The following is a 23,444-nucleotide window of genomic DNA, read 5'->3' as shown; positions in this document are numbered from 1 at the left end:
CGCGGAATCACGACAATTGAAACCATCTTTTAATAAATCAGGCCAAAACTCGTCTGCAACGCCGGAAAACGGCGATTTTTGCGGCAGAACCGCGACCAAAACAGTTGAGGCCACGTCATGGCTACCATCATTTCAGCTCCTCTTTCGCGCCCGGCGACCAAGGGCGAGGCGACGCTGTTCGCCGAATTCCGCGCCTTCTGGAGCGCCTTCGTCGCCAAGGCTTTCAATCCCTACCGGCCGGAACTGCACTATATGCGCGGCCCGGGCCCGGCCTGCCGCGCCAAGCAGATGGCGCTGTCGCCGGCGGTCCGATCGATGCTCGCCGATATCCGGACCGCGAAGACGCGCAAGCAGTCCTGAACCGTGTGACGGTCGCCGCCTTTTGAAACTGCGGCCGCTTGCGCGCCCCCCGATTGCGCGCGACCATCAGGGGATCCCGACGGTGATTTTTGCCGTTGCCCTCACCCTGAATGGACCTTTCCGATGACGCGGCTCCGCTGTGCAATCCTCGACGACTATTTCGACATCGCGCTTTCGCTGGCCGACTGGCCGACGCTCAAGGATCGGATCGACGTCACGGTGTTCGACAAGCCGTTCGCGAGCGAGGCAGAGGCCGCGGCGAAGCTCAGGGATTTCGAGATCATCTGCGCGATGCGCGAGCGCACCCCGTTCCCGAAGAGCCTGTTCGACGCGTTGCCCAAGCTGAAGCTCCTGATCACGTCGGGCATGCGCAACGCCGCGATCGACATGGAGGCGGCCAAGGCGCGCAACGTGGTGCTGTGCGGCACCCAGTACAGCCGCGACCCCACCGCGCCCCTGACCATGGGCCTGATCCTGGAATTGACCCGCGGCATCGGTCGCGAGAACGCGCGCATGCATGCCGGCGAGGCGTGGCAGACCTTTGCCGGCACCGAGATCGAGGGCAAGACGCTCGGCGTCATCGGCCTCGGCAAGCTCGGCAGCAAGGTCGCCGGCATGGCCAAGGTGTTCGGCATGAACGTGATCGCCTGGAGCCCCAACCTCACGCCCGAGAAATGCAAGGAGGCCGGCGTCGGCTACGCCAGCAAAGACGAGCTGTTCGCGACATCAGACATCATCACCATCCATGTCGTGCTGAGCCCGCGCTCGCGCGGACTGGTCGGCGCCGCCGACCTCGCCCGGATGAAGCCGTCATCCTATCTCGTCAACACCGCGCGCGGGCCGATAGTCGACGAGGACGCGCTGCTCGCGGCGCTGCGCGAGAAGAAGATCGCCGGGGCCGGCATCGACGTGTTCTCGGTCGAGCCGCTGCCGACAGATCATCCGCTCCGCAAGCTCGACAACGTCGTGATCACGCCGCATCTCGGCTACGCGACGCGCGAGAGCCTGCAGGCGCACTATCAGCAGATGGTCGCCTGTATCGACGCCTTCACCAAGGGTGGCGAGCCGCCGCGCCGGCTGGCCTGAGGCCGGACATCGATCGGCAAACAAAAAAGGCGCGCTGTTCGCGCGCCTTTTTCAATGATGAGTTCTCCGATTGCCCTAGCGCACCGTGACCGGCGCGGGCAGCGGCTGCACCGCGGTCGGCTGCGTGCCGGGCAGCGGTGCGGCCTGCGCCTGGGTCGGCGCGGGGGCCATCGGATTGGGCGGCGGCGCGGCGGACGCCGTCGTCGTTCCCGGGGCTGCGCCGCCGGGCAGCACAACCACGCGGGTGCCGACCTTGGCGCGTTCAAACAGATCCGAGACGTCCTCGTTCAGCATGCCGATGCAGCCCGACGAGACGAACTTGCCGATGGTCGACGGCTGGTTGGTGCCGTGAATACGGTACACCGTCGAGCCGAGATACATCGCGCGGGCGCCGAGCGGGTTGCCGGGTCCGCCGGCCATGAAGCGCGGCAGATAGGGCTGACGCTCGATCATCTCCGGCGGCGGATGCCAATCCGGCCACTCGGCCTTGCGGGTGATCTTCTGCACGCCGGTCCAGGTGAAGCCGTCGCGGCCGACGCGGACGCCGTAGCGGATCGCCCGGCCATTGCCCAGGATGTAATAAAGGTAGGTGTTCGGCGTATCGACAACGATCGTGCCGGCCGGCTCCTTGGTCGCGAACGCCACTTCCTGGCGGCGCAGATTCGGGGCCAGTTGCGCGGGGCCGTCTTCCGGCTGCTCGTCCGGCGGCAGCGCCGCGATCTGCACCGGCTTGCCATTGGCATCGACCGGCGCCTGCTGCTGCGGCACGGCTCCGGTGACACCCTCGGGCGGACGCATGCCACCGCGGTCGTCGCCATAGGACACGCCAGCGGCTGGAACGCCATTGTCGCGATTGGCCTGCTGCGCGCCCGGACGATCACCATAGATCACCGGCGGCGGCCCCATCGGACGGCCATAGCGCGGATCATCGGGCGACATCACGGGACCGGTTGGCGCACCGCGATCGGAATAAACCGCCGGAGCGTTCATCGGACGGCCGTAGCGCGGATCGTCCGGCGACATCACGGGACCAGTCGGCGCACCACGATCGGAATAGACGGGTGCATTCATCGGGCGGCCATAGCGCGGGTCGTCCGGCGACATCACCGGGCCGGGCGGCGGCAGCGCGGCCGAATTGCGCGGCGCATCGTCATCGTCGTTGATGGCATCGAAATCCGGCATGTTGCCCTGCGAGTAGGGCTGCGGCGCGGCCGAATAGGCCGGGCCCTGGGGAGCCGGATAACCCTGCTGCGCACGCGCAAGCGAGGTTCCCGCCAGGCCGAGAGCCGTGGCAGCGCAAATCGTCAGAATGCGGTTGATCATCATTGCTCTATTATAGTCCCCAAGCCACACCGGACTGTTAACGGCCCAATGCAGGAAGATAGCGGCGCATTCAAGACAAATCCGCGAAATCCGGGCTATTTCGGGCATTTGTGATTTGCCGTCAACGCTGCGGCAAAGATGTCTCATGGGTCGGGATTGTTTGTCCACGTGCCCAAAGTCATCAATCACCCGCATTTTGTAACAAACAGTCTCCGAGGGTTGCGATATCTTCGAATCGGCCTGATTCGCGTTCGCGACACCGGCTTTCTTGTGTGGTCACCGCGTTCCCTCGACATCAGAGACCCTCCCGCAGAAGGGGGAACCCGCGCCCATGCTCCCCGGCCTTCGATTCCTGTTCGCCGCGATCGTGCTGGCGATATCGCTCCTGGTGTTCGGGTTAGGGGCCGCCGCGCTGTTTCGCGCGGCACATGAGGAATTCGCCAGCATTCCGGTCCGCCGCGCGCCGCCCGAGCCGCAATTCGCACAGCAGCCGGAGGCTCCGCCGGTGCTCGCCATGGTGCGGGTCGATCAGCCCGCTGCGGACAAGGCGACGACGGATGTTTCCGCGCCCTCGACCACCGCCGAACCGGCAGTGTCCGAGCCGGCCGCTGCCGCGGAGGCTCCGCCTGCCGCCGAGCCGGAGAAGCTCGCCGCGGTCAAGGCAGATGATGCGCCGCCGGCCGCCTCCCCCATGGCCGAACCTCAAGCCGTCGCGACGCCCGCAGCGGCGCAATCCACCGAGATCGTTCCGCAGCCTTCGACCCCGGATCCGTCGCCGGCATCGCAGCCGACACCGGCCGCGGCCGAAGCAGCGCCGGCGGCTGCCGACCCCAAGGTCGCCGCTGTGGTTGATCCGCCCGCCGCAACCGGCGAGCCCGCGCCCGCAGCACCCGTACCAGCAATGGTTGTGCCGGAGCCCGCACCGCCGCCGTCACCCGAGACCATCGCGGCCGAGACGAAGATCGCGACACTGGGCGGACCAGAAGTTGTCGTGAAGACGCCGGCAGCGCCGAAGGCCGCCGAGGCGAAGAAGCCGGAACGCAGTGCGACCAGCAAGCCGGCGCATCGCAAGGAGCGGCGGCGGATTGTCCGCGCGCGGCCGGTGATCCGGCAGGCCGTTCAGCAGCAGCTCGATCCGTTCGGCAACCCGATCCCGGTGCCGGTGCCGCTGACGCGACGCTAGGAGATATTGATCAGGCTGGCCCCGTTGCGATCGGCGGGCCGCTCGCCTGCCCCCATTCCGACCACGAGCCGTCATAGAGCGCGGTGTCGGTGACGCCGATCCGGTAGAGCGCGAGCGTCAGCACGCCGGCCGAAACGCCCGAGCCGCAGCTCGTGACAACAGGCGCATCGAGCTTCACGCCGGCACCCGTGAACGACTTGCGCAGATCGTCGAGCGGCTTCATCTCGCCGGTCGCGGCATCGAACAGCTGATTGTACGGCACGTTGCGGGCACCCGGGATGTGGCCGGCGCGGATGCCCGGCCGCGGCTCCGGCGCGCGGCCCTCGAAGCGATCGGCGGCGCGCGCATCGATCACCTGCTCCTTGCGGCTTTCGACATTGGCGATCATCTGCTCGATGCCGCGCACCCGCTTCGGATCGTAGCTCGCCTTGAACGTCGCAGGCTTCGGCTTCACCTCGCCGCTCTCGACCGCCCTGCCCTCGGCGCGCCACTTCTTCAGTCCGCCGTTGAGGATGCGCACGTTGCGATGACCATACGACAGGAACATCCACCAGGCGCGGGGTGCGGCAACCCAGCCGCCGGCATCATAGATCACGACGGTGTCGGCATTGCTGATGCCGAGGGCGCCGATGTCGCGGCCGAACTGCTCGGCGCTCGGAAACATGTGCGGCAGCGGGTTGGAGTGATCGGACACCGCGTCGACGTCGAAGAACACCGCGCCGGGCAGATGCGCGGCAAGGTAATCATCCTTCGGCAGCGGCAGCACGCCGGGCAGCTTGAAGGTCGCGTCGAGCAGCTTGACGTTGGCATCGCCGAGATGCGCGGCCAGCCATTCGGTCGAAACGAGCGGATCGTCGGTGGCGGTCATCATCATTCCTTCATGTCATTCCGGGGGACACGCGAAGCGTGAGCCTCAGATGCGCAATTGCGCATCGGGGAAGCTCGCGAAGCAACCTCTGGATTCCGGGTTCGCGACTGCGTCGCGCCCCGGAATGACGACAGAGATACGATTGTCTCAGCCCTTCTTCTTCGGCTCCCACGCCTCGATCGGACCGCCGGCCTCGCGCCAGGCGGCAAAGCCGCCGCCCATATGCGCGACCGGCTTCAGGCCCATGTCCTTGGCGGTCTTGGCGGCGAGCGCCGAGCGCAGGCCGCCGGCGCAGTGGAAGATGAACTTCTTGTCTTCCTGGAAGATCGGCTTGGCATAGGGGCTGTTCGGATCGATCCAGAACTCCAGCATGCCGCGGGTGCAGGAAAACGCGCCCGGGATTTTGCCGTCGCGCTCGATCTCACGGGGATCGCGGATGTCGACGATGACGACGTCGTTCTTGCCGATCATCGTGATCGCGTCGGCCGCGCTGATGGTTTCGATCTCGGCATTGGCCTCGTCGATCATCACCTTGATGCCGCGGTGGATGTTCTGGGGCATGGGGCTCTCCCTGGATGTTGTTGTTGGCGCGCCTGTCGGCGCGCGACGCATGTAGCGTTTAGCGCACCAGCTCCCGCATCGCGTTCTCCAGGCCCTCGATCGTGATCGGATACATGCGCTCGGAGAACAGGCGGCGGATGATGGTGGTCGATTCCGAATAGTCCCAGTGCTTCTGCGCCACCGGGTTGAGCCACACCGCGTGCGGATAGGTGCGGGTGATGCGGTCGAGCCAGACCGAGCCGGCCTCTTCATTGACGTGCTCGACCGAGCCGCCGGGCACCATGATCTCGTAAGGGCTCATCGAGGCGTCGCCGACGAACACCACCTTGTAGTCGTGCGGGTATTTGTGCAGCACGTCCCAGGTCGGCGTGCGGTCGGTGAAGCGCCGCTTGTTCTGCTTCCATACGCCTTCATAAAGGCAGTTGTGGAAGTAGAAATATTCCATGTGCTTGAATTCGCTCTTGGCGGCCGAGAACAGTTCCTCGACCTGCTCGATATGCGAATCCATCGAGCCGCCGATATCGAAGAACACCAGCACCTTGACCGCGTTGCGCCGCTCGGGGCGCATATGCACATCGAGATAGCCGTGGTTGGCGGTCTCCTTGATCGTGGTGTCGAGGTCGAGCTCGTCGGGCGCGCCGGTGCGCGCGAACTTGCGCAGCCGCCGCAGCGCGACCTTGATGTTGCGGATGCCGAGCTCGACATTGCCGTCGAGATCCTTGAACTCGCGCTTGTCCCACACCTTCACGGCGCGGTTGTTGCGGTTCTTCTCCTGCCCGATCCGCACGCCCTCGGGATTGTAGCCGTGGGCGCCGAACGGCGAGGTGCCGGCGGTGCCGATCCACTTGCTGCCGCCCTGGTGGCGGCCTTTCTGTTCCTCGAGCCGCTTCTTCAGGGTCTCCATGAGCTTGTCCCAGCCCATGGCCTCGATCTGCTTCTTCTCTTCCTCGGTGAGATATTTCTCGGCGAGCTTCTTCAGCCACTCCTCGGGGATCTCCGCCTTGCCCATGGCGTCGAGCAGGCTCTCGAGCCCCTTGAAAACAGTGCCGAACACGCGGTCGAACTTGTCGAGATTGCGCTCGTCCTTCACCAGGGCGGCGCGCGACAAATAATAGAAGTTCTCGACCGTCTGTTCGGCGAGGTCGGCGTCGAGCGCTTCCATCAAGGTCAGATATTCCCGTAGCGTCACGGGGACCTGGGCGTCGCGCAGCGATGTGAAGAACTGAAGGAACATGGTTACTTAAATCGCCCGCCCTGCCGGTGCCGTCAAGGGCCCCTGCCCCGCCCGTTCCGGCGGATCAGCCATTCACTTTCACTTAACCACCCCGGCCGGCTTCGGCTCCCGGCGCCGAAACGCGGCGTTAAGATGGGGCGTTGATCACTGGAGGCGGCACGACGCCAGTGGACCCGATCGACTTGCCCAACAGCACCGCCAAGCTGCCGAAACTGTTCTCGCCGACGGCGATCGTCGCCGCCGTGGTGACGGCGATGAGCATATTCGTGCTGGGCCTGTTGATCTGGAAGGCGGTCGAGGCGCGCACCACAGCGCTGTCGCAGGGCGAACGCGACATCCGCAACCTCACCCATTCGCTGGCGGAGCACGCCTCGCATTCGGTGCAGGCGATCGATGTGGCGATGAACGCGATGGTCGACCTGCTGAAATACCAGAAGCCCCGCGTCGACCGCTTCAACGCCGCCCTGCGCAAGACCGCGGATGCGCTGCCGCAGATCAGGGAGATCGGCGTCATCGACCCCGACGGCAACCGGATCTACTCCTCGGCTGCGGAGCTGCCGGCCCACAACAACGCCGATCGCGGCTATTTCATCGGCCATCGCGACTCGCCGGACGCGACGCTGCATATCAGCGAGCCGTTGCAGTCGCGGCTGACCGGGCAGCCCACCATCGTGCTGTCGCGGCGCGTCACCAGGGAAGACGGCAGCTTCGGCGGCGTGCTGTTTGCGACCATCGAAAGCAGCTTCTTCGACAAGTTCTACCAGGCCTTCGAATTCGGCCCGCATGCCGGAATTACCCTGCTCCGCCTCGACGGCATCGTCCTGGCGCACTGGCCGGCGGGCAAATGGAGCAAGGAGGTTTCCGCGGCCTTCAAGGCGCAGATCCAGCAGGACCGCGCGGGCTATACCAAGACCACATCGCCGTTTGACGGACGCGTCAAGTTTCTCGGCTTCGAGCGCGCGTCGCAGTATCCGATCGTGGTCACCGTCGCCCTGCCGGAAGCGCAGGTGCTCGCCGCCTGGCATCAGGATCTGCGCAACGACCTGTTCGTTGCCGTCGTCCTGATGGGAAGCGTCATCCTGTTCGCCATCCTGCTCGGCAAGGAGTTCGCCAAGCGGACCAAGGTCGCGCGGATGCTCAGGGAACGCGAGGCGCGCTACCGGCTGCTGGCCGACAACATCGCCGATGTCGTGATCCTGCTCGACCGCGACGGCCGTTTCCTGTTCGTATCGCAATCGGTCGAGACCATCCTCGGCCGCAAGCCGGACGATCTGATCGGCAAATCCTGTTTCGAGTTCGTGCATCCCGATCACCTCGCCGACGTCGCCAAGGCGACATCGGAGCTGACCAATTGGACCACCACCAAAACAGTCGAATTCAGGACCTTCCGCGCCGACGGCAGCGAGGTCTGGGTCGAGATCAATTTCAAGCTTGCCGGGCACGCCGAAGATCACCATGCCATCGAAGTGGTCGGCGTGCTGCGCGACGTGACCGAACGCCGCAAGATGGAGGACGAGCTCAACGCGCTGAACGTCCGCCTGTCCGAGCTTGCGACCACCGACGGCCTGACCGCGCTCGCCAACCGCCGCAGCTTCGACAGCGCGCTGCCGCGCGAGTTCCGCGACCGCGAGCTGATCTCCCTGATCATGCTCGATATCGATCACTTCAAGGGCTTCAACGACAGCCAGGGCCATCAGGCCGGCGACGAATGCCTGAAGCGCGTGGCGCGCGTGATCGCCGACGCCACCAGCAACACGACCGCGCTGGCGGCGCGCTATGGCGGTGAGGAATTCGCGATCATCCTGCCCGGCATCGGTGAGCAGGACGCGATGAAGGTCGCCGAAGCGATGCGGCTCACGGTGCGATCGCTGGCGATCGCCAACCCGGCCGCGCGGCGCGGCGTGATCTCGATCAGCCTCGGCATCGCCGGCCGAACCGCTGCGACCACGAACGAGAGCGAATTGCTCGGCCAGGCCGACCTCGCGCTCTACGAGGCAAAACGCAGGGGACGCGACCGCACGGTGCTGGCCTCGTCGCTCGCTGGTGACGATCATTCCGCAGGGCGGAAACAGTACGCCTGACATACTAAGCGCCAATTGCCGTTCAGGGTACCGCTGCGCTGCGGAATCCGCCCTAGACCGCCCGGCTTTTTCAATTACAATTGCGCCTGACAAGACATTGGGCAGGACGTTTGAATGGGCATCATTGCGGCACTGGTGATCGGTGCGATTGCCGGCTGGCTCGCTGGACAAATCGTGCGCGGCGCGGGCTTCGGGCTGATCGGCAACATCGTCGTCGGCATCATCGGCGCGCTGGTGGCGGGCTGGCTGTTGCCGCAACTCGGCGTCAGCCTCGGCAGCGGCACGATCCGCGACATCGTCAACGCGACGATCGGCGCCGTGGTCGTGCTGGTGATCCTGTCGCTGATCAGGCGGGCCTGATCGAACAATTTGCATTTCCCACGGCCGCTGCGAGAGCGGTCGTTTGATGTTGAGGCCGAACCGGCCAACGAACGAAGCAAGGCAAAGAGATAGATGAAATTCACGGGTACCAAGGACTACGTCGCCACCGATGACCTCAAGGTCGCCGTCAACGCCGCCATCGTGCTCGAGCGCCCGCTGCTGGTGAAGGGCGAGCCCGGCACCGGCAAGACCGTGCTGGCCGAGGAAGTCGCCAAGGCGATCGATGCGCCGCTTTTGACCTGGCACATCAAGTCGACCACCAAGGCGCAGCAGGGCCTCTACGAATACGACGCGGTGTCGCGGCTGCGCGACAGCCAACTCGGCGACGCCCGCGTCTCCGACATCAAGAACTACATCAAGCGCGGCAAGCTGTGGGAGGCCTTCACCCACGAGAAGCGCCCGGTGCTCCTGATCGACGAGATCGACAAGGCCGACATCGAATTCCCGAACGACCTGCTGCTCGAACTCGACCGCATGGAGTTCCACGTCTACGAGACCGGCGAGACCATCAAGGCGAAGCTGCGCCCGATCGTGATGATCACGTCGAACAACGAGAAGGAGCTGCCGGACGCCTTCCTGCGCCGCTGCTTCTTCCACTACATCAAGTTCCCCGATGCCGACACGATGGGCCGGATCGTCGACGTGCACTTCCCCGGTATCAAGAAGCGGCTGGTCGAAGAGGCGCTGCGGATCTTCTTCGAGGTGCGCGAGGTGCCGGGCCTGAAGAAGAAGCCCTCGACCTCCGAGCTGCTCGACTGGCTTAAGCTGCTGATGAACGAGGACATCACGCCCGAGATGCTGAGGGAGCGCGACCCGCGCAAGCTGATCCCGCCGCTGCACGGCGCGCTGCTCAAGAACGAGCAGGACGTGCATCTGTTCGAGCGGCTGGCGTTCCTCAGCCGCCGCGAAGTCTAGTTTCGATATCGGCAGACGCCGGGGCGATGGCTCCGGCGTTTTGCTTCCAGCGCCCAACGAACAAGCCAACAAGCAAGAAGACCCAGGGAAGATGAACGTCCAGACCCAGATCCGCGCCGCCGAGCCCGTCACCACAGAGCATTTCGACGTCCTGATCGCAGGCGCCGGCATCTCCGGCGTCGGCGCCGCCTACCACCTCACCACGCAATCCCCGGGCACCAGCTTCGTGGTGCTGGAGACGCAGAAGACCTTCGGCGGCACCTGGTCCACCCATCGCTATCCCGGCATCCGCTCCGACAGCGACCTGCACACCTTCGGCTATCGCTTCAAGCCGTGGACCAGCGCGCCGATCGCAAGTGCCGAAGAGATCCTGAAATACATGGGCGAAGTGATCGAGGAGAACGACCTCGCACGCCACATCCGTTATCGCCACACCATCACCGCGGCGAAGTGGTCGAACGAGACCAATCTGTGGACCATCGATGCCACGCGCATCGACACCGGCGAGCGGCTGCGCTTCACCACCAACTTCTTCTGGATGTGCCAGGGCTACTACCGCCACGACGCCGGCTACACGCCCGAATGGACCGACATGGCAAAGTTCAAGGGCACGATCGTGCATCCGCAGACCTGGCCCGACGACCTCGACTACAAGGGCAAGCGGGTGATCGTGATCGGTTCCGGCGCCACCGCCGCGACCCTGATCCCGGCGATGGCCAATGATGCCGGCCACGTCACCATGCTGCAGCGGTCGCCGACCTATTTCCGCACCGGCCGCAACGCGATCGAGATCGCCGAGGAGCTGCGCAGGCTGCAGGTCGACGAGCATTGGATCCACGAGATCGTCAGGCGCAAGATCCTGTTCGAGCAGGACGCTTTCACCAAGCGGACCTTCGCCGATCCCGAGGGCGCCAAGAAGGATCTGCTGGCTGCGGTCGAGGCGGTTCTCGGCAAGGACTACGATATCGCCACGCATTTCACGCCGAGCTACCGGCCGTGGCGGCAGCGCATCGCCTTCGTTCCGGATGCCGACCTGTTCCAGGCCATCAAGAGCGGCAAGGCATCGGTCGTCACCGACGAGATCGACCGCTTCACCGAGAAGGGCATCCTGCTCAAGTCCGGCAAGGAGCTCGAGGCCGACATCATCATCACCGCGACCGGCTTCCACCTCTCCGCCAATGGCGGCATCGACTTCGAGATCGACGGCAAGCCGCTCGACTTCAAGGACACCGTGACCTATCGCGGCATGATGTTCACCGGCGTGCCGAACCTCGTCTGGGTGTTCGGCTATTTCCGCGCCAGCTGGACCCTGCGCGTCGACCTCGTCGCCGACTTCGTCTGCCGCATGCTCAAGCACATGAAGGCGACCGGCGTGAGCAAGGTGACACCGGCACTGCGCCCCGAAGACCACAACATGCCGCTGCTGCCGTGGATCGATCCGGAGAACTTCAATCCCGGCTACATGATGCGCGGCATGCACCTGCTGCCGAAGCGCGGCGACAAGCCGGAGTGGCAGCACAACCAGGACTACTGGGCCGAGAAGGACGAATTCCCGGCCATCGACCTCAAGGACAAGGCGTTCGTCTACGGCTGAGCGCTTTCTCTTCTCCTTCTCCCCGCTTGCGGGGAGAAGGTCGGGATGAGGGGGACTCTCCACGAGTTCGGTGGGCGGAGAGTCCCCCTCACCCGAAATTCGCGTCCCGCGAATTTCGACCTCTCCCCGCAAGCGGGGCGAGGTAACCAGATCCCCTCACGCATACTCCGGCAGCTTGGCAGCCGCTTCGGGCGCCTTGCCGCGGATCATGTCGGAGGCCTTGTCGGCGATCATCAGGGTCGAGGCGTTGAGGTTGGCGGAGATCATCCGCGGCATGATCGAGGCGTCGATCACGCGCAGGCCCTCCATGCCATGGACCCGAAGCTGGTCGTCGACCACCGCCCACGGCGCGTCGGCCGGTCCCATCCGGCAGGTGCAGCCGGGATGGAAGGTGGTGGTGCCGCGCTGGGTCGCGGCCGCGAGCAGTTCCTCGTCGCTCGTGACCTTCGGACCGGGAAAGTCCTCATAGGCGAAATACGGCTTGAGCGGCTCGGAGGCGAGCAGCCGGCGCGCCAGCTTCATGCCGGCGACGACGACGCGGCGGTCGATCTCCTCGGCGAGATAGTTGGTCTGGATGATCGGCGGCGCGAACGGATCGGCCGAGCGGATCCGGACATAGCCGCGGCTCTCCGGCCGCTGCTGCCATGAGGCCACCGTCATGCCGGGCTCGTCCTCGAGCTGGCCCTGCACGCCTTCCTTGTAGCTCGCCGGCGTGAAGGTGAGCTGCAAATCGGAGCTCTCGGTGGTCTCGCCAGAATGCCAGAAGCAGTAGACCATGGTCGGCGACAGCGACAGCAGCCCGCGCCGCGTCGTCGCCCATTTGATCGCCTCGCCCCACAGGCTGAAGCCGCGGCGCAGTTCGTTGATGGTCCGGATGTTCTTGACCCGCGCCACCGAACGCGGCGCGTAGTGATCCTGCAGGCCTTCGCCGACACCCGGCAGCGCGTGGCGCACCTCGATGCCGTGCGACTGCAACAGATCAGGCGAGCCGACGCCGGAGAGCTGCAACAGCTGCGGCGAGTTGTAAGCGCCGCCGGAGAGGATGACTTCCTTGGTGGCGCGGATCTCCAGGGGATCACCGTGCTTGCCGCCGCGGTTATAGCGGACGCCGACCGCGCGCTTGCCCTCGAAGATGATGCCAGTGACGTGGGCATGCGTGCGCACGTCGACATTCGGCCGCTTTCGCGCCGGATGCAGGAAGGCAGTCGCAGCGCTGACCCGGCGTCCGTTCAGGATGGTGCGCTGGCAGTAGGAGACGCCTTCCTGGATCTGGCCGTTGTAATCAGGGTTGCGCGGAATGCCGAGCGAGACCGCACCCGCCATGAAGGCCTCGCAGAGCGGATCCTGCCAGTCCATCGTGGTCACGGTGAGATTGCCGTCGCGGCCGCGATAGGTGTCGTCGCCCTCGCCGATCCGCTTCTCCATGCGCCGGAAATACGGCAGCACGTCCGGATAGCCCCAGCCGCGATTGCCAAGCTGCGCCCAGGTGTCGAAATCCTGGCGCTGGCCGCGGTTGTAGATGTGACCGTTGATCGAGGACGAGCCGCCGAGCGTCTTGCCGCGCGGCGCATAGATGCTGCGCCCGCCGGTGTAGGGACCAGGCTCCTGCTGGTAAGCCCAGTTCACGCTCTTCATGTGGAAGGTCTTGATGAAGCCGGCCGGCAGATGGATGTAGGGATGCCAGTCGCTCGGCCCCGCCTCGAGCACGCACACCCGCGTGCCCGCATCTTCGCTCAACCGGTTGGTCAGCACGCTCCCGGCGGAGCCTGCGCCGATGATCACATAATCGAACGTTTCCATCGTCTCGTTTCTGGCGATGACGTGAGCGTCAACGCACCTTTTCGTGGAGTTGATAGTTGAGATGCGCCTTCACCGTCGGCCATTCGCTGGCGATGATGCTGTAAACCACGGTGTCGCGCAACGTGCCGTTGGGCGCGATCTGGTGGCTGCGCAAAATGCCGTCCTGCTTGGCGCCCAATCGCTCGATGCCGCGCCGGCTCTGATGATTGAAGAAATGCGTGCGGAACTCAACCGCGATGCAATCGAGCTTCTCGAAGGCATGTTGCAGCAACAGCAGTTTGCACTGCGTGTTGACCGCGCTGCGCTGCACGCGCTTAGCGTACCAAGTCGAGCCGATCTCGACGCGGCGGTTCGGCGTGTCGACGTTCATGTAGGTCGTCATGCCGGAAATCCGGCCGTCGGCGTCGAACACCGTGAACGGCAGCATCGATCCGGCCTTCTGCAAGCCGAGCCTGCGGTCGATCTCTTTCGCCATGTTCTCCGGCTGAGGGATGGCGGTGTACCACAGGTTCGAGAGGCCACCGTCCTTCACCGCTTCCGTCAATCCTGCGAGGTGATCATGCGACAGCGGTTCGAGCCGCGCATGCGCGCCGCGAAGGGTGACCGGTTCAAGCCAGGGCATTCGAGATCTCTCCGTTGTTGTCATTCCGGGACGATGCATAGCATCGAACCCGGAATCTCGAGATCCGGGGTCTGATGCTTCGCACCATCCCGGGATGACGATTGCGCTTCGCGAAGCGCAATCGTCACTTGTTCAGAAAATTCAGCGGCAATCCGGGCCGCGACCAGTCCATCGCGATCAGTTCACCCTTGCCGGACAGGGTGATGTAGGCGGTCTTCAGATCGGGGCCGCCGAAGGCGATGTTGGTGGTGACGCGGTCGCCGGTCGGCACCTGCTCGACCACGGTGCCATCGGGCGCGATCACCGAGATGCAGCCCGAGATCAGCGTCGCGACGCAGACATTGCCATTGGCTTCGACCGCGAGCGAGTCGAACATCTGGTAGCCGCCGAGCCCCGCGATCGGCTTGCCGCGCTCGCCGCGATAGATCACGTCGCGCGGCTTGATGGTGCCGGGCTCGGAGACCTCATAGGCCCACAGCCGCGCCGTCGGCGTCTCGGCGATGTAGACGGTCTTCTCGTCCGGCGACAGGCCGATGCCGTTGGCGGGCAGGATGCCGTGCACGGCCTCGACGATCTCGTTCATGCCGGGCTTCAGATAGTAGAACGCGCCGACGTCCATGTCGCGGGCACGGCGCTTGCCGAGATCGGAGAACCACAGGCCGCCCTGTCTGTCGAACACCAGGTCGTTCGGCCCGCGCAGCTCGTGCTCGCCGCACTTCGTCACCACGGTCTCGACCTTGCCGGACTGCAGATCGACGCGCTGGATCGAGCCGCCGAGATAATCCTCCGGCTGCGGTCCCGGCATGATCATGTTCTTGGTCGGGATCCAGGAGAAGCCGCCATTGTTGCAGATGTACATCTTGCCGTCGGGGCCGAGCGCGGCGCCGTTCGGGCCGCCCGGCACCTTGGCGACGATCTCCTTGCGCCCGTCGGGATAGACCCTGGTCAGCCGCTGGCCGCGGATTTCGACCAGCACGACGGAGCCGTCAGGCATCACGACGGGACCTTCGGGAAACTCGAGATCAGTGGCGAGTACTCGGATATTGGCCATGGCATCCTCCCGGCTCTTTGGCTGCCGGCGGTCTCCGAACGGCCCCGCACGCGCAACGTTGTTGTTTCATCCTGTTATGGCAAACGGGGTTTGGCTTGCCAAGCAACCGGGGGTGCAGGGCTGCCCGGCGCTGCGGTGGGATGGTGCGGCAGAGGATGTCGCCCCGGCGAAGTCGCGATGTCGCCACATCCACAGGTGTCGTCCCGGCGAAGGCCGGGACCCATACTCCGCGGCGGGTGTTGCTGATGGGACTCGTCGTTCCAGCATCGCGCGGCAATTCGCGTTTGTGGTTATGGGTCCCTGCTTTCGCAGGGACGACAGCGAGTTTGTTGCGCCGCCGATGAAACATGCATCTGCGTTCTCGCGACACGAACTGTCCGAGGGTGGGTCAAAATTTTGCCCGTCGGGGTGATTTGTCGCACCTCTCTCCACGCCGTCATTCCGGGGCGTGCGAAGCACGAGCCCGGAATCCATTGGGCCACATCACGCGTGGATGAATGGATTCCGGTCTATCGCCTTCGGCGAGCCCTCAGGTGCGCAATTGCGCACCGGGGAATGACGAGAGGAGAAAGTTCAGCTCAGCGTGCCCGCGTGCACCCACCAGCCGGGATGCGCGGCGCGGAGCTGTTCGCCGGCGGCCTCTGCGTCGGCGTCGGTCGCGAACACCGCAAAGCAGGTCGCGCCGGAGCCCGACATGCGCACGAGACGAACGCCCCTGGTCGCGCGCAGCGCCGACAGCACGCCGCTGATGACGGGCTCGATGCGCGCCGCGGGGGCTTCGAGATCGTTGGCGCCGCGCCCGAGCGCCGCGATCCAGTCGTCGAGCGCGCGGCCGGCCTCCGGCCAGGCCGGTGCCTGCATCACGACATCGGTGGCGCCGATCAGGAGTTCGCCATGGCGCAGGCCGAGCGCGTTGAAGACATCCTTGGTCGCAACCGGCACGCGCGGATTGACCAGCACGGCCGGCATCTTCGGCAGATCGAGCGGCAGCAGGCCTTCGCCGACGCCGGTCATGTCGCAGGCGCGCGAGGCGACGCACACCGGCACGTCGGCGCCGGTCTGCAGCGCGACCTCCATGATCCTGCTGTCGTCGAGCGAGAGTTCGTTGAGCCGCGCCAGGAGCCGCAGCGCGGCCGCGGCATCCGCCGAGCCGCCGCCGATTCCGGCCGCGACCGGCAGCACCTTCTCCAGCGTGAAGTGGCCGACCTCGAGGTCCACGACGCGTTCGCCGAGCAACCGCGCGGCCTTGAGCACCAGATTGTCCGAAGTATCGCCGCAGGCATCGGCGAGCGGTCCCGCCATCGTCAGCGACAGCTCGGGCCCCGGCTCGAGCGTGAGACGATCGGCGCAATCGGCAAATGCGACCACGCTCTCGAGGTCGTGAAACCCATCGACGCGCCGTCCGATCACCTTCAGCGTCAGGTTGACCTTGGCACGCCCTTCTTCAATTAGCGCCGGCACGGCGATAAACCCCTAAAAGCAACGATTGTGAGCGATTAGCGTAAATCGCCGTACGATCCTATCCCTTTGTTTGGACAGAAATTCCGGGGGTATCCGCCACCGTCGTCCCTGCCCCGTGCGCAATTGCGCACGGGATCACGGACCCGTGCTCCGCGGCGAATGTTTTGAGGGGGATTCGCCGTTCAGGCAGTCTGCAGCAATAACCGTCGGTGGTTATGGGTCCCTGCGTTCGCAGGGACGACACCGAGTTTGCCGCACCCGCTGGCCCTAGCCGCCCTTACCGTCGCCCTTGCCGTCCTCGTCCTTCTTCTTGTCGGCGGCGGCGGCGTTGGAGGTGTCATCCGGCAGGCCGTTGTCGATCTTGGCCTGGATCTTCGGCAGCTCTTCCGGCTCGGGCTTGAGGTCGCGGGCATGCGCCCACTGGAACTTGGCTTCCAGCGTGCGGCCGACGCGCCAGTAGGCATCGCCGAGATGGTCGTTGATGGTCGGATCTTCCGGCTTGAGATCGATCGCGCGCTCGAGGTTCTTCACCGCTTCGTCGTAATTGCCGATCCGGTAATAGGCCCAGCCGAGGGAGTCGACGATGTAGCCGTCGTCAGGGCGCTGATCGACGGCACGCTTGATCATCTTCATGCCTTCGTCGAGGTTGATGCCCTGGTCGATCCAGGAATAGCCGAGATAGTTCAGCACGTGTGGCTGCTCGGGCTGCAGCTCGAGCGCCTTGCGCATGTCGGCCTCGGCCTTGTTCCACTGCTTGGAGCGCTCCTCGCAGATGCCGCGGTAGTAATAGGTGACCCAGGCATTCTTGTCGCCGCTGCCGGCCGGCAGCGCGTCGATCGCCTGCGAATAGGTGGTGGCGCAGTCGGCGAACTTCTTGCGGCCGCGCTCGATATTGCCGAGCGCCAGGATCGCCTCGATGTCCTTCGGCTGATCCGCGGTGACTTCCTTGAGGATCTTGATCGCCTCGTCGCTGCGGTCGGCGGCGTCGAGATTGGTCGCGAGCTGGATCTGCGCGTTGCGCTTCAGCGGCGAGGACGCCGGCATCCGCTCATAGACCTTGATCGCCATCTGCGGCTTCTTCACCGATTCATAGAGATCGGCGAGCGACAGCAGCGCCAGCGGATGGTTGGGCTGCAGATAGAGTGCGAGCTGCAGGTAGACCAGCGCGAGGTCCTCGCCGCCGCGGCGGGTCAGCGTCGCGCCGATGCCGTACAGCGCTTCGGCAGCGCCGGCCTGCGGCGAATCGACCAGCGGCGGCAGCTTCTTGCCGGCCTTGGTTTCCTTGATGCCTTCCAGCACCAGCGGATGGCGCGGCAGCTTCTTGTCGAACGCCTCGTACATCGCGGTCGCGGCGGCGGCATCCTTGTTGCGCGAGGTCCAGCGCGCATATTCGTCGACCGTGCGCAGCATCGAATCGTCGAGCTTGTAGACCTTCTCGAAGCGGGCGCCGGCATCCTTCTCCTTGCCGGCGAGCTCATAGATCATGCCGGCATGCAGATCCTTGAAGATCGGATACCACTCAGGGCCGGTCAGCTTGTCGATCGAGGCGACCGCGCCCTTGCTGTCGCCGGCGCCATAGGCCGCCCAGGCCGACAGCAGCGTCGCCACCAGATCGGTGATCGGGCCGCGGACCGACTGGTTGATATTGGACTGCGCCGCGGCGTATTTCTTCAGCTTGAGGTCGCGCACGCCGACCACGAGGCGGGCGACGCGGTTGGCCTTGTCCTGGGTCAGGATGCGGTCGGCGAGCTTGACCGCCTCGTCGATGTCGCCGTCGGCGAGCGAGGAGATGAAGGCGCGGTCGAGCAGCTCGGAATTCTTCGGATCGGTGCGCAGCGCCGAGCGGTAGAACGCCGCGGCGGAGGCCGCATCGCGCTCGACACTGGCGTGGCGGGCGGCGAGATAGCTGCCGGCCGTGGTCAGCGATTTCAGGTCGTTCTTGGACGGGAATTGCGCGGCATTGTCGGTCGGATGGTCGGGCGTTTGCGCCGACAGCTGCGCAGGCACGGCAAGCGCCGCGGCAGCGAGAAGGGCAATCGTCAAGCGGTTGAAACGGGTGGACAGCATCACGGTCGCCTTGCTCCAGGGATGTACAGCCAAGATGGATTTACGGCCAAGATCTTGCGATCAGTCTCAAAATGCGAACCCAAGCGGCGGCATCACGGCGAGCGACAATGCCGCTTTTGGCGTTTATCCGCAAGGATCGCCCATCGCGAATCAATTGGCAGATTAGGCCTTTAGGCCCGCCGATCCAGCCAGCCCCACCGCAAGACGCTCCCACTATGGCGGTATCGTGACCGGGCCGGGCATATTCGCGCGCAGACGCAAAAAGCGCCGGATCCCGGCGCCGCGCCCCCCTGTTCCGAGTATCCGGACATATCCGATGGTGCCAATCCGGCCGCTTCCGCAAGGCGGACGCCAAGCGGAGGTTGCTGCCGGCTGCGCCGTGGCCTCACGCAAATGTGGTCGGCTTACATCGCCTCGTAGTTCGGTCCGCCGCCACCCTCCGGAGGAACCCAGGTGATGTTGCCGTTGGGGTCCTTCACGTCGCAGGTTTTGCAGTGGACGCAGTTCTGGGCGTTGATCTGGAAGCGCGGGCCTGCCGATTCCTCGACCCACTCATAGACGCCGGCCGGGCAATAGCGGTTGGACGGACCGGCGAACACGTCGTGCTCCGACGTCTTCTGCAGGTTCATGTCGGCGACCTTGAGATGGACCGGCTGGTCCTCCTCATGGTTGGTGTTGGACAGGAATACCGACGACAGCTTGTCGAACGAGATCTTGCCGTCCGGCTTCGGATAGGCGATCGGCTGGTGCTGCTTGGACGGATCGAGCGTCTTGCGGTCCGGCTTGGCGTGCGACTGGGTGCCGAACAGCGAGAAGCCGAGCGTGTTGCACCACATGTCGAAGCCGGACAGCGCCATGCCGAGCAAATTGCCGAACTTCGACAGCAGCGGCTTGGCGTTGCGAACCTTGAACAGGTCCTTGCCGATCGCCGACGAACGCCAGGCATTTTCATACTCGACGAGCTCATCATTGGCGCGCCCGGCGCCGAGTGCGGCAGCGACATGCTCGGCGGCGAGCATGCCGGAGCCCATCGCGTTGTGGACGCCCTTGATGCGCGGGACGTTGACGAAACCCGCCGCGCAACCGATCAGCGCGCCGCCCGGGAAGGAGAGCCGCGGCACCGACTGGTAGCCGCCCTCGGTGATGGCGCGCGCGCCATAGGCGAGGCGCTTGCCGCCCTCGAACAGCTCGCGGATGTCGGGATGCGTCTTCATCCGCTGGAATTCGTCGAACGGCGACAGATACGGATCGGTGTAGTTCAGGTGCACGACGAAGCCGACCGCGACGCGGTTGTCGTCGTAGTGATAGAGGAACGAGCCGCCGCCGGTCTTGTCGTTCAGCGGCCATCCGAGCGTATGCTGCACCCTGCCCTTCTTGTGCTTCGCCGGATCGATCTGCCAGACCTCCTTCAGGCCGATGCCGAACTTCGGCGGCTCCGAGCTGGCGTCGAGCTTGAACTTCGCGATCAACTGCTTGGACAGCGAGCCGCGCGCGCCCTCGGCGAACAGCGTGTACTTGCCGAGCAGCTCCATGCCGCGGGTATAGGAATCCTTGTGGCTGCCGTCCTTGGCGATGCCCATGTCGCCGGTCGCGATGCCGCGCACCGCGCCCTTGTCGTCATAGAGCACCTCGGCCGCGGCAAAGCCCGGATAGATCTCGACGCCGAGCGCTTCCGCCTTCGGCGCCAGCCAGCGGCAGACATTGCCGAGCGAGCCGATGTAGTTGTGATGATTGTGCATCAGCGGCGGCATGATGAAGTTCGGGATGCGGAACCAGCCCTGCGACGTCGCCCAGTAGAATCGGTCGCTCGTGACCTGCGTCTTCAGCGGACAGTCGGCATCCTCGCGCCAGTCGGGCACCAGCCTGTCGAGGCCGGCCGGATCGATCACCGCACCCGACAGGATATGCGCACCGACCTCGGAGCCCTTCTCCACCACGACGACCGAGAGCTCCGGATTGAGCTGCTTCAGCCGGATCGCGGCCGACAGGCCCGACGGGCCGGCGCCGACGATGACGACGTCGAATTCCATAGACTCGCGCGGAGGAAGGTCTTCAGCACTCATGATTCAGATCTCAGCCCATTGAGAACGCTTCTAAGCTTTTCAAAAGTCGTTGTTTCCGATTTTTGGCGGAAGGACAACCATGGAATTGCGCTTCCATGGATTTGCACGGCCGCGATGCCGCAGGAGAATAATCTTTTCCGAAATCGAGCCTCCAATTTTCCCGTTCATGCTCTAGATTGCACCCCATCATGATGCCCGAGCCCACCCCTACGTTGCAGCAATTGCTGGCCTTTTACCTCGAAGCCGGGGTCGACTGCGCGCTTGGCGAGGAGCCGATCAACCGGCTGGAAGAGCCAGAAGCAGTTCCGGCCCCCGCCGCGCCGCGGCCGGTGGCGCTCAATCCGCTGCGGCCTCCGCCGATGCCCGCCGTTCCGCGCAGCGAAATCACCGTCGCGCCGGACGCCGCGATTGCGTCGGCGCGCGAGGCCGCGCGCACCGCGCCGACGCTTGAAACCTTGCGCACGCTGATGGAGACGTTCGACGGCTGCGCGCTGAAGCACACCGCGACCCGGCTGGTGTTCGCCGATGGCAATCCGCAGGCGAAGGTGATGTTCGTCGGCGAGGCACCGGGCCGCGACGAGGACATCGAGGGCCTGCCGTTCGTCGGCCGCTCCGGCAAACTGCTCGACCGCATGATCGCCGCGATCGGGCTCGATCGCAGCAAGGCCTATATCGCCAACGTGATCCCGTGGCGGCCGCCGGGCAACCGAACGCCGACGCCGCAGGAGACGCAGGTGTGCCTGCCCTTCATCCAGCGCCATATCGAGCTGGTGAATCCCGACGTGCTGGTGACGCTCGGCAATCCCTCGACCCAGGCGCTGCTCGGCACGCGCGAGGGCATCATGCGCACGCGCGGCAAATGGATCGATTACGACACCGGCACCCGCACGATCCGCGCCGTCGCCACCTTCCATCCGGCCTATCTGCTGCGCTCGCCGTCCTACAAGCGGCTGTCGTGGCAGGATCTGCGCGCGATCGCGAAGGTACTTGCTTCGTAGGATGGGCCGCGCGCAGCGAAGCCCATCATTTGCGTAGCGGATGCGAGCGATGGGTTTCGCTTCGCTCTACCCATCCGACAGATCTGCAGATCCCTACCCCTTCGGCCGCACGATGGCCCAGCCGATCCGCAGCACCGGCTGCCGTCCGTTGACCAGGCGGTCGAACGAGCGCGGCACTTCCGGCACGAGACCCGGGAAACGCTGCGCGAGTTCGGGCGGCGGCGTGCCGGCGGTGTCCTGCGCGCGCCAGACCACGACGCCGCCGGTCTCGTTGAATTTCGCGACCGACAGCCAGGGCGTCCGCTGCGGCGCGGCGTCGAGCAAGAGATGCGGGCGGCGTCCGTTCATCGCGATCAGGCTGGCGATCTCGGGATCGCCGGCGACCGCGCGCAGGCGCTGGTTGGTGCGGCGCTCGTAGCTGTCGTCGAAGAAGCGCCCCATCGCGGCCGCCGGCAGCGAGGTCGGCATCTCCTTGGTGCTGGTCCAGGGCAGGAACAGCGCCGCCGCCAGCGCCGCCGCAGCAGGCGCCGCGACCGCGAGGGCCCACACCGAACGCAACAGCCGTTGCCGCCGGAGATGGATCAGATCGCCGGTCGCGACGACGACCGCCAGTCCCGACATCAACAGCGCCACGCCGGCGCCGCCGAAGGCGCGATCCAGATCGAACAGCCCGGAGACGAAGCTGCTCACGATCGCCGGCGCGAACGCGAAGAAATAGACGAACTGCTGCGCCAGCGGAGTGACCGGCGGACGATAGATGATCGGCGAATCCTCGCCTTCGCGGGCGAACCAGCGCGAATTGAGGACCGTCAGCACGACGATCGCCCCCGTCGCCACGATCAGCCCGCCGAGCACGACGCCCCAGCGCAGCGCCCGCGCCTTGAGATCGGCGAGCGCCGGCAGGGCCGGCAACGCCAGCACGTCGGCGCGGACCAGCCAGATCAGATAGGGCAGCGCCAGCACGACGACGACCAGCACCGCATAGAGCGGATCGACCGCGCGCAGCGTGCGCCGACCGCGCTCGGTCGCGAGCGCAAAGCCGACCACGAGCAGGATCATGCCGATCGCCGCCGGCGTCGTCAGCAGCAGCAGGCCGCAATCGATCGACCAGGCGAACCAGGCGCTGCGCCGGTTCTGCCCGATCAACTGCCAGGAATGCAGCAGCAGCAGCGCCCACAGCGGACGCGCCAGGATCAGCGGGCCGAACTCGACACTCGGCGAGGAAAACACCACGACAGTCATCGACAGCAGCACCGCCAGCACGCCCTGCGGGCCGCCGACAATGGCGCGGGCCAGCTGGTAAAAGGCGATGAAGGTGGTGATCTCGCAGATTTGCGCCAGGAGATAGACGCCGAACACGTGATTGCCGACGGCACGGAACGCGATGTCGGCGAGCCAGAACGCCAGCGGCGGCCCCATGTCGGTACCGACCTGATATTCGCGGCCGAAGGCGAGCACGGTGGCAAGATTGCCGGGCGGGCTGCCGTAGAAGATCAGCGGCAGCAGCAGCCAGATCGCAGCCTGCACCAGCACCACGACCCAGACCACGAGGCGTGGCCGGGCGCGGATCAGTTCGACAACCAGGGAGGTAAACCGCATGAAACGCCTGAAATGCCCCAGCCACCTCGTCAGCGGCGCCATCTGATCCCGAGGGTTTGATAACGGGCGGCGGCGGTGGAGGCAACCGGCGTAGGCCCCGCCTGCACCGCCAAATCAGTATCCGCCTGTCACCACCCGTTCGCCTCGTCATCACCCGCGAAAGCGGGTGATCCAGTACGCTGCGGCCCCTCGATCAA

19 protein-coding genes are annotated in these 23,444 nt (G+C 65.4%); 8 read left to right on the top strand and 11 right to left on the bottom strand.

Annotation, left to right across the window (positions count from 1 at the left end):
- The first annotated feature begins 117 nt into the window (after window positions 1–117).
- A complete protein-coding gene (locus tag CK489_RS18220) occupies window positions 118–360 on the top strand; it encodes a hypothetical protein (RefSeq protein WP_050627765.1) in 243 nt (80 codons plus the stop codon).
- 123 nt (window positions 361–483) lie between these two features.
- The gene (locus CK489_RS18215) at window positions 484–1,446 is read left to right on the top strand and encodes a D-2-hydroxyacid dehydrogenase family protein (RefSeq protein WP_050627766.1); all 963 of its coding nucleotides are present in this window, start codon (window positions 484–486) and stop codon (window positions 1,444–1,446) included.
- 75 nt (window positions 1,447–1,521) lie between these two features.
- On the opposite strand, the gene CK489_RS18210 is transcribed toward CK489_RS18215, so the two are convergent.
- Window positions 1,522–2,772 carry a L,D-transpeptidase gene (locus CK489_RS18210; RefSeq protein WP_095733200.1) on the bottom strand — a complete coding sequence of 417 codons (1,251 nt, stop codon included), beginning with the start codon at window positions 2,770–2,772 and terminating at the stop codon, window positions 1,522–1,524.
- A 328-nt stretch (window positions 2,773–3,100) separates the two neighbouring features.
- Between CK489_RS18210 and CK489_RS18205 the strand changes: the two genes are divergently transcribed.
- On the top strand, window positions 3,101–3,952 hold the full coding sequence (locus tag CK489_RS18205; RefSeq protein ID WP_095733199.1) for a hypothetical protein: 852 nt from the start codon (window positions 3,101–3,103) through the stop codon (window positions 3,950–3,952).
- A gap of 10 nt (window positions 3,953–3,962) precedes the next feature.
- Here the strand turns inward: CK489_RS18205 and sseA are convergent, their stop codons facing one another.
- The 3 genes from sseA to CK489_RS18190 form a co-directional block, all read right to left on the bottom strand.
- Window positions 3,963–4,820: a 3-mercaptopyruvate sulfurtransferase gene (sseA, locus tag CK489_RS18200; RefSeq protein WP_095733696.1), complete on the bottom strand. Its 858-nt coding sequence runs from the start codon at window positions 4,818–4,820 to the stop codon at window positions 3,963–3,965.
- Window positions 4,821–4,967: 147 nt separating this feature from the next.
- The gene (locus CK489_RS18195) at window positions 4,968–5,381 is read right to left on the bottom strand and encodes a rhodanese-like domain-containing protein (protein WP_050422006.1); all 414 of its coding nucleotides are present in this window, start codon (window positions 5,379–5,381) and stop codon (window positions 4,968–4,970) included.
- A gap of 58 nt (window positions 5,382–5,439) precedes the next feature.
- Complete coding sequence (locus CK489_RS18190; protein WP_050632069.1) at window positions 5,440–6,615, bottom strand: vWA domain-containing protein; 1,176 nt, start codon at window positions 6,613–6,615, stop codon at window positions 5,440–5,442.
- A gap of 182 nt (window positions 6,616–6,797) precedes the next feature.
- Between CK489_RS18190 and CK489_RS18185 the strand changes: the two genes are divergently transcribed.
- From CK489_RS18185 to CK489_RS18170, 4 genes are all read left to right on the top strand, one after another.
- Entirely contained in the window at window positions 6,798–8,696 is a 1,899-nt protein-coding gene (locus tag CK489_RS18185) for a diguanylate cyclase (protein WP_245350407.1), read from the top strand.
- Window positions 8,697–8,810: 114 nt separating this feature from the next.
- On the top strand, window positions 8,811–9,056 hold the full coding sequence (locus CK489_RS18180; RefSeq protein ID WP_050632067.1) for a GlsB/YeaQ/YmgE family stress response membrane protein: 246 nt from the start codon (window positions 8,811–8,813) through the stop codon (window positions 9,054–9,056).
- 93 nt (window positions 9,057–9,149) lie between these two features.
- Entirely contained in the window at window positions 9,150–9,992 is an 843-nt protein-coding gene (locus CK489_RS18175) for an AAA family ATPase (RefSeq protein ID WP_024580492.1), read from the top strand.
- 91 nt (window positions 9,993–10,083) lie between these two features.
- On the top strand, window positions 10,084–11,586 hold the full coding sequence (locus tag CK489_RS18170; RefSeq protein ID WP_095733197.1) for a flavin-containing monooxygenase: 1,503 nt from the start codon (window positions 10,084–10,086) through the stop codon (window positions 11,584–11,586).
- A 156-nt stretch (window positions 11,587–11,742) separates the two neighbouring features.
- Here CK489_RS18170 and CK489_RS18165 read toward each other — a convergent pair whose 3' ends face one another.
- From CK489_RS18165 to CK489_RS18140, 6 genes are all read right to left on the bottom strand, one after another.
- Entirely contained in the window at window positions 11,743–13,386 is a 1,644-nt protein-coding gene (locus tag CK489_RS18165; protein ID WP_050631944.1) for a GMC family oxidoreductase, read from the bottom strand.
- 28 nt (window positions 13,387–13,414) lie between these two features.
- Window positions 13,415–14,008 (bottom strand): GNAT family N-acetyltransferase, encoded by a 594-nt coding sequence (locus CK489_RS18160; RefSeq protein ID WP_050631945.1) that lies wholly within the window; start codon window positions 14,006–14,008, stop codon window positions 13,415–13,417.
- A gap of 124 nt (window positions 14,009–14,132) precedes the next feature.
- On the bottom strand, window positions 14,133–15,059 hold the full coding sequence (locus tag CK489_RS18155; protein ID WP_050631946.1) for an SMP-30/gluconolactonase/LRE family protein: 927 nt from the start codon (window positions 15,057–15,059) through the stop codon (window positions 14,133–14,135).
- A 573-nt stretch (window positions 15,060–15,632) separates the two neighbouring features.
- Entirely contained in the window at window positions 15,633–16,520 is an 888-nt protein-coding gene (locus CK489_RS18150) for a 4-(cytidine 5'-diphospho)-2-C-methyl-D-erythritol kinase (RefSeq protein ID WP_095733196.1), read from the bottom strand.
- A 267-nt stretch (window positions 16,521–16,787) separates the two neighbouring features.
- Window positions 16,788–18,587 carry a tetratricopeptide repeat protein gene (locus CK489_RS18145; protein ID WP_050631948.1) on the bottom strand — a complete coding sequence of 600 codons (1,800 nt, stop codon included), beginning with the start codon at window positions 18,585–18,587 and terminating at the stop codon, window positions 16,788–16,790.
- Window positions 18,588–18,991: 404 nt separating this feature from the next.
- Window positions 18,992–20,650 carry an electron transfer flavoprotein-ubiquinone oxidoreductase gene (locus tag CK489_RS18140; RefSeq protein WP_095733195.1) on the bottom strand — a complete coding sequence of 553 codons (1,659 nt, stop codon included), beginning with the start codon at window positions 20,648–20,650 and terminating at the stop codon, window positions 18,992–18,994.
- Window positions 20,651–20,838: 188 nt separating this feature from the next.
- Here CK489_RS18140 and CK489_RS18135 point away from each other — a divergent pair, with 188 nt between their 5' ends.
- Entirely contained in the window at window positions 20,839–21,648 is an 810-nt protein-coding gene (locus CK489_RS18135) for a uracil-DNA glycosylase (RefSeq protein ID WP_095733194.1), read from the top strand.
- 93 nt (window positions 21,649–21,741) lie between these two features.
- On the opposite strand, the gene CK489_RS18130 is transcribed toward CK489_RS18135, so the two are convergent.
- Window positions 21,742–23,247, bottom strand: a complete 1,506-nt coding sequence (locus CK489_RS18130) for a glycosyltransferase family 39 protein (protein WP_095733695.1) — start codon at window positions 23,245–23,247, stop codon at window positions 21,742–21,744.
- Window positions 23,248–23,444 lie beyond the last annotated feature (197 nt).

The organism is Bradyrhizobium sp. UFLA03-84 (assembly GCF_002289535.1).
Taxonomy (GTDB): Bacteria; Pseudomonadota; Alphaproteobacteria; order Rhizobiales; family Xanthobacteraceae; genus Bradyrhizobium; species Bradyrhizobium viridifuturi.
Note: the sequence above shows the minus strand (reverse complement) of the source record. Positions and strands in the feature narration are given on the sequence as shown.

Coding starts and splice junctions, on each gene's coding strand:
- CK489_RS18220 (WP_050627765.1), top strand. CDS start 118: ATGGCTACCATCATTTCAGCTCCTCTTTCGCGCCCGGCGACCAAGGGC.
- CK489_RS18215 (WP_050627766.1), top strand. CDS start 484: ATGACGCGGCTCCGCTGTGCAATCCTCGACGACTATTTCGACATCGCG.
- CK489_RS18210 (WP_095733200.1), bottom strand. CDS start 2,772: ATGATGATCAACCGCATTCTGACGATTTGCGCTGCCACGGCTCTCGGC.
- CK489_RS18205 (WP_095733199.1), top strand. CDS start 3,101: ATGCTCCCCGGCCTTCGATTCCTGTTCGCCGCGATCGTGCTGGCGATA.
- sseA (WP_095733696.1), bottom strand. CDS start 4,820: ATGACCGCCACCGACGATCCGCTCGTTTCGACCGAATGGCTGGCCGCG.
- CK489_RS18195 (WP_050422006.1), bottom strand. CDS start 5,381: ATGCCCCAGAACATCCACCGCGGCATCAAGGTGATGATCGACGAGGCC.
- CK489_RS18190 (WP_050632069.1), bottom strand. CDS start 6,615: ATGTTCCTTCAGTTCTTCACATCGCTGCGCGACGCCCAGGTCCCCGTG.
- CK489_RS18180 (WP_050632067.1), top strand. CDS start 8,811: ATGGGCATCATTGCGGCACTGGTGATCGGTGCGATTGCCGGCTGGCTC.
- CK489_RS18175 (WP_024580492.1), top strand. CDS start 9,150: ATGAAATTCACGGGTACCAAGGACTACGTCGCCACCGATGACCTCAAG.
- CK489_RS18170 (WP_095733197.1), top strand. CDS start 10,084: ATGAACGTCCAGACCCAGATCCGCGCCGCCGAGCCCGTCACCACAGAG.
- CK489_RS18165 (WP_050631944.1), bottom strand. CDS start 13,386: ATGGAAACGTTCGATTATGTGATCATCGGCGCAGGCTCCGCCGGGAGC.
- CK489_RS18160 (WP_050631945.1), bottom strand. CDS start 14,008: ATGCCCTGGCTTGAACCGGTCACCCTTCGCGGCGCGCATGCGCGGCTC.
- CK489_RS18155 (WP_050631946.1), bottom strand. CDS start 15,059: ATGGCCAATATCCGAGTACTCGCCACTGATCTCGAGTTTCCCGAAGGT.
- CK489_RS18145 (WP_050631948.1), bottom strand. CDS start 18,587: ATGCTGTCCACCCGTTTCAACCGCTTGACGATTGCCCTTCTCGCTGCC.
- CK489_RS18140 (WP_095733195.1), bottom strand. CDS start 20,650: ATGAGTGCTGAAGACCTTCCTCCGCGCGAGTCTATGGAATTCGACGTC.
- CK489_RS18135 (WP_095733194.1), top strand. CDS start 20,839: ATGATGCCCGAGCCCACCCCTACGTTGCAGCAATTGCTGGCCTTTTAC.
- CK489_RS18130 (WP_095733695.1), bottom strand. CDS start 23,247: ATGCGGTTTACCTCCCTGGTTGTCGAACTGATCCGCGCCCGGCCACGC.